The organism is Paenibacillus hunanensis (genome assembly GCF_034055775.1).
GTDB classification, from domain to species: Bacteria; Bacillota; Bacilli; order Paenibacillales; family Paenibacillaceae; genus Saccharibacillus; species Saccharibacillus hunanensis.
Map to the genome: position 1 here is coordinate 1 of NZ_CP139194.1, position 12500 is coordinate 12500.

At 46.1% G+C, this 12500-nt stretch carries 9 protein-coding genes; 8 read left to right on the forward strand and 1 reads right to left on the reverse strand.

Annotated elements, in window-relative coordinates; genetic code table 11:
- Together dnaA and dnaN are read left to right on the forward strand one after the other, a co-directional pair.
- Positions 1-1353, forward strand: a complete 1353-nt coding sequence (gene dnaA / locus SK066_RS00005; RefSeq protein ID WP_188778284.1) for a chromosomal replication initiator protein DnaA — start codon at positions 1-3, stop codon at positions 1351-1353.
- Between the two features lie 206 nt (positions 1354-1559).
- Positions 1560-2702, forward strand: a complete 1143-nt coding sequence (dnaN, locus tag SK066_RS00010; RefSeq protein ID WP_188778282.1) for a DNA polymerase III subunit beta — start codon at positions 1560-1562, stop codon at positions 2700-2702.
- 437 nt (positions 2703-3139) lie between these two features.
- Here the strand turns inward: dnaN and SK066_RS00015 are convergent, their stop codons facing one another.
- Positions 3140-3469 (reverse strand): hypothetical protein, encoded by a 330-nt coding sequence (locus tag SK066_RS00015; RefSeq protein WP_320543189.1) that lies wholly within the window; start codon positions 3467-3469, stop codon positions 3140-3142.
- A gap of 222 nt (positions 3470-3691) precedes the next feature.
- On the opposite strand from SK066_RS00015, the gene yaaA reads away from it, so the two are divergent.
- From yaaA to SK066_RS00045, 6 genes are all read left to right on the forward strand, one after another.
- On the forward strand, positions 3692-3910 hold the full coding sequence (gene yaaA / locus SK066_RS00020; protein WP_320543190.1) for a S4 domain-containing protein YaaA: 219 nt from the start codon (positions 3692-3694) through the stop codon (positions 3908-3910).
- A gap of 17 nt (positions 3911-3927) precedes the next feature.
- The gene (gene recF, locus SK066_RS00025; RefSeq protein ID WP_320543191.1) at positions 3928-5040 is read left to right on the forward strand and encodes a DNA replication/repair protein RecF; all 1113 of its coding nucleotides are present in this window, start codon (positions 3928-3930) and stop codon (positions 5038-5040) included.
- Positions 5041-5054: 14 nt separating this feature from the next.
- Positions 5055-5306, forward strand: a complete 252-nt coding sequence (gene remB, locus SK066_RS00030; RefSeq protein ID WP_320543192.1) for an extracellular matrix regulator RemB — start codon at positions 5055-5057, stop codon at positions 5304-5306.
- A gap of 48 nt (positions 5307-5354) precedes the next feature.
- A complete protein-coding gene (gene gyrB / locus SK066_RS00035; RefSeq protein WP_188778272.1) occupies positions 5355-7274 on the forward strand; it encodes a DNA topoisomerase (ATP-hydrolyzing) subunit B in 1920 nt (639 codons plus the stop codon).
- A 433-nt stretch (positions 7275-7707) separates the two neighbouring features.
- A complete protein-coding gene (gene gyrA / locus SK066_RS00040) occupies positions 7708-10257 on the forward strand; it encodes a DNA gyrase subunit A (RefSeq protein ID WP_320543193.1) in 2550 nt (849 codons plus the stop codon).
- Positions 10258-10832: 575 nt separating this feature from the next.
- Positions 10833-11900 carry an HD-GYP domain-containing protein gene (locus tag SK066_RS00045; protein ID WP_320544955.1) on the forward strand — a complete coding sequence of 356 codons (1068 nt, stop codon included), beginning with the start codon at positions 10833-10835 and terminating at the stop codon, positions 11898-11900.
- The last annotated feature ends 600 nt before the right edge of the window (positions 11901-12500 follow it).

A 12500-nucleotide genomic window follows, 5' to 3' on the forward strand; every position in this document is an offset into this window, starting at 1 on the left:
GTGGACAGCCATACCTCCGAATTATGGCAGCAAATACTATCAATCATTCAGACAAAGCTCAGCAAGCCGAGCTTTGATACCTGGTTCAAGGCAACCAAAGCGCTGACATTTACGGAACATTCGATCGTGATCTCAGCACCGACCACCTTCGCAGTCGAATGGCTGGAAAGCCGCTACACTAAACTCGTCAGCTCCACCGTTTATGAGGTTTTAGGTAGACAGGTTGATGTGAAATTCGTGATTGAGGAAGCAGTGCCAGAAGAGGCGCTCATTCTGCAACAGACACCGGCGCAGCCGGCAGCGGTGCAGACGGAAGAGCCTGTGGCTAATATGCTGAATCCCAAATATACATTCGATACATTTGTAATCGGAGCGGGCAATCGCTTTGCCCATGCGGCCTCACTGGCAGTTGCAGAGGCCCCGGCCAAAGCCTATAACCCGCTGTTTTTGTATGGGGGCGTAGGACTGGGGAAGACGCACCTGATGCATGCGATCGGACATTATATTTTGCAGCATAATCCGAATAGCAAGGTCGTCTACATTTCGTCCGAAAAATTCACTAACGAGTTTATCAACTCAATCCGCGACAACCGGGGCGAAAGCTTCCGGAACAAGTACCGCAATATCGATATTTTGCTGATCGATGATATTCAGTTCCTAGCGGGAAAGGAATCGACGCAGGAGGAGTTTTTCCATACGTTTAATGCGCTTCATGAGGAGAGCAAGCAGATTATTATCTCCAGTGACCGTCCGCCGAAGGAGATTCCAACGCTGGAAGAGCGCTTGCGTTCACGGTTTGAGTGGGGTCTGATCACCGATATTCAGCCGCCGGATCTGGAGACACGGATTGCCATTTTGCGTAAAAAAGCAAAGGCCGAAAATCTCGATATTCCGAACGAAGCGATGATGTATATCGCCAACCAGATCGATACAAACATTCGTGAGCTAGAAGGCGCACTGATCCGCGTGGTTGCGTATTCGTCGCTGACGAATCAGGATGTGACTTCGCATCTGGCAGCGGAAGCGCTGAAGGATATTATTCCTTCCAGTCGTCCTAAAATGATCACCATCCAGGATATTCAGCAGCGTGTAGGCGAGTACTACAACCTGAAGCTGGAGGATTTCAAGGCGCGCAAGCGTACAAAGGCTGTTGCCTTTCCTCGTCAAATCGCCATGTATCTATCGCGTGAGCTGACCGATTACTCGCTACCGAAGATCGGCGAAGCATTTGGAGGACGTGACCATACAACCGTGATTCATGCGCACGAAAAAATATCCCAGTCGCTAAAATCCGACCAGGATCTGTTTAAAGTGGTTAACAATCTGATGGACAAAATCAAAAATCCATCCTGAACAACTAGCAAGCCTATACACACTTTATACACATGTGGATAGGCTTAATTTTATGCGGCTTGAAGGCACTTATCCACATATTCAGTGTCCCTACTGCTACTGCTATTAAATATTTAAAACATTCTTCTTGCTAAAACGCACCTCTCGGTGCTGATTGAAAAAAAGGATATGTACAAGCATGAATCATGCTGGTTAGGAGTGAAACTATGAAGATCCAAATCTCTAAAAACTATTTGAACGAATCGATACAACATGTATCTAAAGCGATCTCCAGTCGTACGACCATTCCCATTTTGAGCGGAATCAAGTTCGATGTGAGTTATTCCGGTGTGACCTTAACAGCGAGCGATACGGATATTTCGATTCAATCTTTCATACCCGCTGAAGACGATAGTAAAACGATCGTAGAGATCGAACGCCCTGGTAGCGTCGTTTTACCTGCTAAGTTTTTCGTTGAAATTATCAAAAAGCTGCCTTCTCAGGAAATCGAAATGGAAGTTAAAGATGGCTTCCAAACGTTCATCCGTGCAGGGGCTACTGATATCCAGCTTGTTGGTCTGGATCCTGAGGAATTCCCGGTGCTGCCAAACATCGAAGAAAATCAGCAAATCTCCGTTCCTGGCGATCTGTTGAAAAATATGATCAAACAAACGGCGTTTTCTATTTCCACACAGGAAACAACGCCAATTTTGACAGGTGTGCTCTGGAATCTGGTTGAAGGCGAGCTGAAATTCGTTGCGACTGACCGTCACCGTCTGGCGAGTCGTACGGTAAATCTTGGTGAAGATACGGGCGTTCGTTTCAGCAATGTAGTTATTGCTGGTAAAACACTGAACGAGCTCAGCAAAATCATTCCTGACCAAAACCAGCTGCTTGATATCGTCGTCGCTGACAATCAGGTGCTATTCAAAATTGATCGCGTGCTATTCTACTCGCGCATTCTGGACGGAACGTACCCGGATACATCCAAAATTATCCCAACCAGCTTCAAAACCGAGCTTGTGATGGATACGAAAAAACTGGCCGATTCGATCGACCGTGCGTATCTGCTTTCTCGTGAGGAAAAAACGAATATCGTTCGTATGCAAACACTGGAAAATGGCGCTGTTGAAATTTCCTCCAGCTCTTCCGAGCTTGGACGTGTAACTGAGCAGCTGGATATTGCGAAGTTTGAAGGCGAGCCATTGCGTATTTCATTCAACTCCAAATACATGCTTGATGTGCTGAAAGTAATCGAAAGTGAGCAGCTGTCGATCCAGTTTACCGGCATCATGAGCCCGATCATCATTAAGCCGCTGGATGAGAGCCGCAGCCTGTACATTATTTTGCCGTACCGGACAACAAACTAATCTCACCGTGTAAGCAGTTCAAATTTTTAGTCATTCATGGTATGCTGAATAGCCTGTTGCTGAAACGGCATGTAGTTCTGGCAAAGAAAGCAGCGTGAATTTGCTGAATGTTAAGCACAACCTGGATCATATACGTGGTGCCAGAGCCTGTGAATAGATTATTTTCAAAAATCTTATGCACATGTATATAACTTTTTGTTGAATCGACAGAGCTTTGTTTTTCCACATGTGAAGATTTCTAATTCGCTTGGAGCATCCCAATAGAGCTATATGTGCGATATACATTTATTGCATCATCGTTTAGCAAAAAGGCAGGTACCCATGGTTACGGTACCTGCCTTTTATCGTGTTGCATTATGTGCTGCATGTTGAGAATGCTGCTAACTTCAAACGGTTATGACTTTTCCGGCTAAGCCCATTGCCAGGCTAAACCGCACTCAAAAAGGAGTCTGTCCCTTGAACGGTGCAAACCGATCAAGATCAGCGCCTTTGTTAACCAGACACGCCAGTGCTTGCTCCACATCGCTATATTCCTCATACTGTTCGACCGCAGCCTCTTCATGGTTATCCATCTGATCCACGTCCACCTGAAAATAATAAGCGACATACTGATGATTGCGCTTCTGAACAGCATACTGGATCAATTGACCCGAACCCGACTCATTCCTTGTCGTATCAGAAGACTGTTCAGGGTGAGTGTAGTATGAATAGCCTCTCATTTTGCCATTGTTCAGATCACGGATTAAACGTTGCATCGAATCGCTCATTGTTATCCTCCTCTGTTGCTAGCCTTGCTCGGTATTATAATTAAAAAAGAGCAGCTGTCCCAGTCATCCGAGTCACAAAACAGACCCTTGGAGCAAAAAAGAGCCAGGTACTTTGCCCATAACCATAGTAGTGCAACTTTGACTATGGTATGATGCTAAGACCTGGCTATTCATTTGGATCGGCCCAATAACCCATCGTCGAAAGGACGGTTTACAAATATTATGAAAAACATTTCCATTTCCACGGAATATATCAAACTGGATCAATTTCTAAAACTGGCAGATTGCGTCTCCACCGGAGGAAGCGCGAAAGCACTTCTACAGGAGCAAATGATCAAGGTTAACGGAGAGCTGGAAGAACGTCGTGGTCGCAAACTTTATCCTGGCGATGAAGTGGAAGTACAGGGCGAAGGCAGCTTTAAGGTTCAGAGCGGGCAATAGACCGGAGGAGCTTATCCATGTTCATCAACCAAATCAGCCTACAAAATTATCGCAACTATGAGAGCCTACAGCTCGACTCCTTTGGCCCGGTCAATTTGTTTATCGGACAAAATGCACAGGGGAAAACGAATCTGATCGAGGCGCTTTTTGTGCTGGCTCTGTCCAAGTCGCATCGAACGAGTAAGGACAAGGAGCTGATCTCGTTTGGTGCGGACCATGCGCGGATTACATGTGATGCGGACAAGCGGTACGGCAAGGTGAAGCTGGAGCTGAACTTTTCGGCGCGCGGAAAAAAGGCGAAGATCAACGGGCTGGAGCAACGTAAGCTGAGTGATTTTGTCGGTACGATCAATGCGGTCATGTTTGCGCCGGAGGATCTGGAGATCGTAAAGGGCTCACCCGGTGTGCGCCGCCGTTTTCTCGATATGGAGATCGGTCAGGTGCAGCCAAGCTATCTGCATCACTTGCAGCAGTACCAGAAGGTGCTAGTACAGCGTAACAATTTCCTCAAGCAGGCATGGGGCGCTGGCAACAAGGACAATACGATGCTCGACATTTGGAATCAGCAGCTCGTGGAGCACGGCGTGAAGATCGTACAGAAGCGCAAACGTTTTATCCACAAGCTACAGGGCTGGGCGGAAAATATCCACATGGGGATAACCGGCGGCAAGGAACAGCTCGTATTATCGTATGTGCCCTCATTTGGTACGGTCGAAGAAGAAGATGAAGCTGTCTTATTTGAGCAATTTATGATAAAATTATCACAAGTGAAAGAACAGGAATATCGCCGTGGCGCGACTCTGGCAGGTCCGCATCGAGACGATCTTGCCTTTCACATTAACGGCAATGAAGCAGCGGTGTTTGGCTCACAGGGTCAACAACGTACGACCGCTTTATCGCTGAAACTTGCTGAAATCGAATTAATTCACGAGGAGATCGGGGAATACCCGATTCTTTTGCTGGATGACGTTTTATCCGAACTGGATCCTTACCGTCAAACTCAGTTGATTGAGACATTTCAGGACAAAGTGCAGACTTTCATCACGGCTACCGGAATCGAGAGCCTCAATGCCGGTCGTCTGAAGGAAGCCCAGATTTTCCATGTCCATCAAGGGCATATTGAGAAGTAAGGGAGGTCCGTTCCATGTATATACATTTGGGTGGCGAGAAGATCATCCGTTTTTCGGAGCTTGTTGCCATTTTTGATATATCGATTGAAAAGTCATCCAAAATCTCCAAGCAATTCGTAAGCTTTGCACACGAAGACAAAAAGGTTGAATCGATCGGTGAGGAGGAACCGAAGTCGATCGTTGTGACCAAAAATAAAGTGTATTATTCCCCCATTTCCTCCGCCACGCTGAAAAAGCGGACCAATAGCTTTGTGATGAATGCATAGGCACAGCCAGAGAAGGCTGTCTAAAATACAGAAGTAGGTGAAAATAGCATGTCGACGAATCAACCGGCTTATGATGCCAGTCAGATACAGGTGCTTGAAGGTTTGGAAGCCGTACGTAAACGTCCGGGTATGTATATCGGATCGACCAGCTCCAAAGGCTTGCATCACCTGGTCTGGGAAATTGTAGATAACAGTATTGACGAGGCGCTTGCCGGATACTGTGATCATATCGAAGTAACGATCCATGAGGATAACAGCGTGACTGTTGTCGATAATGGACGCGGTATTCCTGTAGGCGTAGAAGCGAAAACACAGCGCTCTGCGCTTGAAGTCGTTATGACCGTACTCCATGCCGGCGGTAAATTCGGCGGTGGCGGATATAAAGTATCCGGCGGTCTGCACGGTGTAGGTGTGTCTGTTGTGAATGCATTGTCTGAGCATGTACGCGTTGTCGTTAAACGCGAAGGCAAAGTGTATCAGCAGGAATACAAACGCGGTGCACCGGTCGAGGATATCAAAGTATTACGTGATATGACCGAAGACGAAGGCACAGGTACAACTGTAACCTTCCGACCGGATCATGAAATTTTCACTGAAACAACCGTGTATGATTATGATACATTGCTCGGTCGTATTCGTGAGCTGGCGTTCCTGAACAAGGGCATCGCTCTAACGCTGACAGACGAGCGTACTGGTGTATCCAATCATTTCCGCTACGAAGGCGGTATTATCGAGTACGTGCAGTATCTGAACCAGAATCGTGAAGTGATCAACGAGCAGCCGATCTATGTTGAAGGCGTGCGCGAGCAGATCCAGGTTGAGATTGCGCTGCAATACAACGAGGGCTATACCGAGAATATCTATTCCTTCGCAAACAATATCAACACGCATGAGGGCGGTACACACGAATCCGGCTTTAAAAGTGCACTGACACGTATTATTAACGATTATGCACGCCGTAACGGCCTGCTGAAGGATAATACAGGTAACCTGACAGGTGAGGATGTGCGTGAAGGTTTGACGGCGATCATTTCCGTCAAAATTCCAGAGCCTCAGTTTGAAGGTCAAACGAAAACAAAGCTGGGTAACAGTGAAGCACGCGGTATCGTAGAATCGCTATTCTCCGAGAAGCTGCAAGAGTTCCTGAACGAGAACCCTTCGGTTGCACGTCGTGTACTGGACAAAGCGTTACAGGCTTCTCGCGCACGTGAAGCGGCTCGTAAGGCACGTGAGCTGACTCGCCGTAAAAGTGTACTGGAAGTGAGTGCGCTGCCTGGTAAGCTGGCAGACTGCTCGTCTAAAGACGCTTCGATCAGTGAACTGTATATCGTTGAGGGTGACTCTGCGGGCGGTTCTGCGAAGCAGGGACGTGATCGTCATTTCCAGGCGATTCTGCCATTGCGAGGCAAAATCCTGAACGTTGAAAAAGCACGTCTTGATCGCATCCTCGGTAATGCCGAGATTCGTGCGATCATTACGGCGTTGGGCACAGGGATCGGCGATGAGTTCGATCTGTCCAAGGCACGTTATCACAAAGTGATCATCATGACGGATGCCGATGTCGATGGCGCGCACATTCGTACGCTGCTGCTGACGTTCTTCTATCGTTACATGCGTCAGATCATTGAAGCAGGCTATGTCTATATCGCACAGCCGCCACTGTTCAAGGTCGAGCGTAACAAAACAGCAGTCTATGCTAACTCCGAGCGCGAGCGTGACGAGATCATTGCAGGCTTTGGCGAAAATGCCAAATTTAACGTACAGCGTTATAAAGGTCTGGGCGAGATGAACGCGTCTCAGCTGTGGGAAACAACGATGGATCCAGAAAGCCGTATCATGCTACAGGTTAGCATTCAAGATGCTATTTTGGCGGATGCGATCTTTGATACGCTCATGGGTGATAATGTTGAACCACGTCGCGATTTCATTCAGGAAAATGCGAAGTATGTGAAAAATCTCGATTTCTAAGCTCGATCCTTATTGTCTAGCAAAATAGACAGCTGGATAGAACGTAAGCAAATCGGTGTAATTATGCAAATTAAAAAGGGGTATCTGCCACATGGTGGATGCCCCTTTTATATTGATAACAGCAGCAAGACAGATAGAAATCGCGTCCATTATGTCGCTTACAAGATTTTATATCAAAACTGTATGAAAAGTGCTGCAAATAGCGCGAAAACACAGGACATCACACGAAAAAAATGGTATAATAAAGTGATGTAGCACCGGGCATAGCATCATCACAAAATCGCCATGATGGCGAACGATTTTCCTATCATTCTGGCAAGAGGAAACTTATTTTTATACAGGGTCGCTTAGGATGGATCACCACCATTCATAGCAGAACCAGAGAGCATCCATTTGTGCAAACGAAGGCTGCAATAAGGAGGCTAAGCTTAGCATGGCGGAAGAGAAATTTTCGCAGATTAAAGACCGGGATATCGGGACAGAAATGCGCGAGTCCTTTATGGACTATGCGATGAGTATTATCGTCAGCCGGGCTTTGCCTGACGTACGTGACGGACTCAAGCCTGTACACCGGCGTATTTTATATGCAATGTCGGAGCTCGGCATGGCACCGGATAAGCCTTACAAGAAGTCGGCGAGAATCGTCGGCGAAGTTATTGGTAAATACCACCCGCACGGAGACACGGCTGTTTACGATACGATGGTTCGTATGGCACAGGACTTCTCCATGCGCTATATGCTGATTGATGGGCACGGTAACTTTGGTTCCGTCGATGGCGATATGGCAGCGGCGATGCGTTATACCGAAGCACGTATGTCCAAGATGGCATTGGAGATGCTGCGTGACCTGAACAAAGAAACCGTTGATTATATTCCAAACTATGACGGTGAAGAGCGCGAACCGGTCGTATTGCCGGCTCGTTATCCTAACCTGCTTGTAAACGGGGTTTCCGGTATCGCTGTAGGTATGGCGACTAATATTCCACCTCATAATCTGGGCGAAGTCATTGACGGCGTGCAGGCGATGATCGAGAATCCAGATATCACATCGATGGAACTGATGGATTATATCCACGGCCCTGACTTCCCGACCTCCGGTTATATTCTTGGTCGTTCTGGCATTCGTCAGGCTTATCAAACGGGTCGTGGATCGATTACGATGAGAGCGAAGGCAACGATTGAGGAGAACAACAATAAAGCACGTATCGTCGTTAACGAGATTCCGTATCAGGTGAATAAGGCGCGTCTTGTTGAGAAGATCGCTGAACTTGTACGTGAGAAACGTATCGAGGGTATTACCGATCTGCGTGACGAATCTGACCGTAACGGTATGCGCATTGTGATCGAGCTGCGTCGTGATGTGAATCCGAACGTCGTATTAAACAATCTGTACAAGCATACAGCGATGCAATCAACCTTTGGTGTGAATATGCTAGCGATCGTCAATAACGAGCCGAAGCTGCTCGGATTGCGCGAAGTTATCTATCACTACATTCAGCACCAGATCGAGGTTATTCGTCGTCGTACAGAATTTGATCTGAAAAAAGCCGAGGCACGTGCACACATCCTCGAAGGCTTGCGTATTGCACTGGACAATGTAGACGCGATGATCGCTTTGATTCGTGGCTCGCAGACAACGGATGCGGCACGTGAAGCATTGATCGAACGCTTCTCGCTCAGTCAGGAGCAGGCACAGGCGATTCTGGATATGCGTCTGCAACGTCTGACTGGCTTGGAACGCGATAAGATTGAGAATGAATATAACGAGCTGCAACGCCTGATTGCAGAGTACCGTGAGATTTTGGCAAGTGAATCCCGAGTGCTGGAGATCATCAGCGAAGAGCTGGATGAGGTTAAACAGCGCTTTGGTGATGAGCGTCGCACCGAGATCACCGTCGGTGAAGAAAGCATTCTGGACGAAGACCTGATTCCACAGGAAGAGGTTGTTGTTACGGTTACGCATACCGGCTATATCAAGCGTTCTCCAGTAACGACATACCGCAGCCAGCGCCGTGGCGGTAAAGGGGTTATGGGTGTCGATATGAAGGATCAGGACTTTGTCCAGCATCTGTTCGTAACGAATTCTCACCATCACCTGCTGTTCTTTACCGACAAGGGTAAAGTATACCGGATCAAGGCATACGAGATTCCAGAGCTGGGACGTACGGCACGCGGAACGCCAGTTATCAACCTGATCCAGATTGAACAGGGTGAATCGGTCAACGCGGTTATTCCAGTGCAGGATTTCGAAGGCGATCAATATCTGTTCTTCGGTACGCGTCAGGGTGTCGTGAAGAAAACACGTCTGGATGATTATGTGAATATCCGTAAAGGCGGCTTGATCGCGATCAATATGCGTGAAGACGATGAACTGATCGAAGTGAAGCTGACGGACGGTAAGCAAGACATGATCATGGGTACCGCCTACGGTATGTCGATCCGCTTCAACGAGACCGATGTTCGCGCCATGGGACGTAGCGCGACAGGAGTTAAGGGTGTAACCCTGGACGAAGGCGACCGTGTAGTCGGTATGGATATTATCAGCGACGACATGAAAGTGCTCATCGTTACAGCAAAAGGCTATGGTAAACGTACGCCTGGTGACGAGTATCGTATCCAGAGTCGTGGTGGTAAAGGGATTAAAACGATGAACGTAACAGATAAGAATGGTGAGCTGTCCGGTCTGAAGGTCGTTGGCGATACAGACGATCTAATGATCATTACGACCAGTGGTACCCTTATCCGTATGGGCATCGAGACCATCTCGACAATGGGACGTAACACACAGGGTGTACGCCTGATTCACATCCGTGATGAAGATGCCGTAGCAACGGTATGTGTTACAGCGAAGAGTGAAGATAGTGAGGATGAGCTAGAGCCAACTGAAGAAGGCACAGAGGTAGAAGCAACAGAAGCTGAATCAGCTACTGAGGTATCATCTGAATCCTCCATTAGCGAATCAACAGAAGAAGCTGAAGAATAAGTTATACTTGATCGAATAGATTCAATCTATTCTTAATAAAAGAAGCTCTACCGTGTTCCGTCCGAATCAGGACTTGTGGGAATACGGTAGAGCTTTTTTTGTTTGTAACTCAGCATTTTATATATTTCATTACATAGGTAGATGCCCAGCCATCATATTTAGCCGTATAGCGCTAATAAAAGGTTCGAATAAAGTAGCCACATGCTCCATCGCATCGCTCCAACCGACTGTATTATGTAAAGCTAAGACCAAAGATATACATTGTTAGCTAGATTATCCGTAAAATCATTTAATAAATTTGGCATTTTAGTTAATAATCGATTGTTTTATAGGTCTTTGGATGCTAATATATGTACATAATTATAAGTAAATATACCCAGTCCATAAATAGACATACAGCAAGAGCTACATATAGATCGAATAAAGTGGACAATGGCATATCCATATTCAAGGTGCAGGACATACCTGATATACAGTAACGCTACAAGTAGCGCCTCAAGCTGGCAAGCTATTATGCTGTTCATCGGGAGCGTCATTGCATGATTTCAATACTAAAAAAGCGAGGTTGAAATGTGATGGTAATGACACCTGTACATGAATTGAAGCCAGGCATCCAGTTGTATAATGATGTATTTACAGAACGTGGACAATTGCTTCTACCTAAAGGTAAAGTTTTAATGCCACGTGATCTGACGATCTTGAAGGCATTTTTGGTTACTGAGATTGATAATGAGCGTCCACTACCACCACTTGCAGCAGAGACGCCTGTTATCTTAGAAACAACCATCATGAGCCATCCTGATCGAGTTGCGTTTGAGAAGGTATACGAAGAGATGATTCGGACACTCAAGCAAAGCTTCCAGTCTGCGCTGGTGGAAGAAATTCCGATCTACAAGCTCCGTACAGGTCTAGAGCAACTGATTAACAACTCCAAACAATATAATATACTCACCTACACACCGCAGCGCCTAAAAAAGGAAGAATACATGTATCACAATGCGCTACTGACCGGAATGACTTCCTATCGTATCGCAAAATGGATGCATCTACCTCCTAATGAAGGAATGCAGGTTGCGCTTGCAGGCTTGCTACACGATATCGGTAATATTCGCATTGATCCAGATATTTTGTACAAGCCGACTCAGCTTGAGCCTGGAGAGGTTGAAGAAATGCGCAGACATACACGATATGGCTATGATCTATTAAAAAATGTCAAAGGTATCAATGAAGGTGTGAAGCTAGCAGCTCTTCAGCATCACGAAAAAGTAGACGGCTCCGGTTACCCACTACGTCTGGAGCAGTCCCAAATTCATATCTATGCCAAAATTGTAGCCGTAGCAGATATCTTCCATGCAATGACCCTATCGAAAAACTATCGTCAGGCGCAATCTCCTTATCTCGTGCTAGAACAATTAGAGACGGAATCATTCGGCAAGCTAGATCCAGCGGTCGTGACTACATTTATTCGCAAAGTGACTCAGTTCCATAATGGCGCCAAAGTTCGTCTGAACAATGGTAGCGTAGGTCGGATCGTTTTCTCTGATCGCGACCATCCTACACGTCCCATGGTGGCTGTAGGAGAGATCATCTATAATCTGATCGAAAACCGCCAGCTGCATATCCAATCTGTTGTACAACGCTAAGCTAATCGCTTTTTTTATCCTCTGAAATAAGAGAGTGATGTTCGTCCAAGTCGATCTATTCGTTTTCAAACAACAATGCCCATAAACGATGAGCCATTGTGACAGCATGAACAATTTCTAAAGTGCATAGTAGTGTAGAGCGATGTATGCGAGCAATGATCTACTAAATGAGCTATTAGCAGAACCTTCTAAATAAGAAGCTTCTATAAACTATCACTTGAAAAACTATCACTTGAACAATTACTTGTATAATCATTATTTCTGTAACTGCTAGAAAATTTGAAAAAGTGCTATAACCACTTCTCTAGTCACCTAGTCACATTGTATTCAATCATCAGAGCGAACGATACGTATAGAAGAACAGCATCACAAGTCAAACAGATATCATTAAAAGTTTGAATACTAAGCTAGCAATAGTCCACATCAAAATAGTAATAGTATAGAAGTAGATTAAATCGATTGTCTCTAATGACTATTACCACATCATTTCAACACACAGCTTTGATCACGAATACTCAGCGACGAATATACTTCTTTAATACAATAGAGATGGAAGATAAAGACGAGTCTATCTTAACGATAAGAGCATAACTATCCTAC

Excerpts from the sequence above, each read along its gene's own strand:
- dnaN (WP_188778282.1), top strand. The coding sequence starts at position 1,560 with ATGAAGATCCAAATCTCTAAAAACTATTTGAACGAATCGATACAACAT.
- SK066_RS00015 (WP_320543189.1), bottom strand. The coding sequence starts at position 3,469 with ATGAGCGATTCGATGCAACGTTTAATCCGTGATCTGAACAATGGCAAA.
- yaaA (WP_320543190.1), top strand. The coding sequence starts at position 3,692 with ATGAAAAACATTTCCATTTCCACGGAATATATCAAACTGGATCAATTT.
- recF (WP_320543191.1), top strand. The coding sequence starts at position 3,928 with ATGTTCATCAACCAAATCAGCCTACAAAATTATCGCAACTATGAGAGC.
- remB (WP_320543192.1), top strand. The coding sequence starts at position 5,055 with ATGTATATACATTTGGGTGGCGAGAAGATCATCCGTTTTTCGGAGCTT.
- gyrB (WP_188778272.1), top strand. The coding sequence starts at position 5,355 with ATGTCGACGAATCAACCGGCTTATGATGCCAGTCAGATACAGGTGCTT.
- gyrA (WP_320543193.1), top strand. The coding sequence starts at position 7,708 with ATGGCGGAAGAGAAATTTTCGCAGATTAAAGACCGGGATATCGGGACA.
- SK066_RS00045 (WP_320544955.1), top strand. The coding sequence starts at position 10,833 with ATGGTAATGACACCTGTACATGAATTGAAGCCAGGCATCCAGTTGTAT.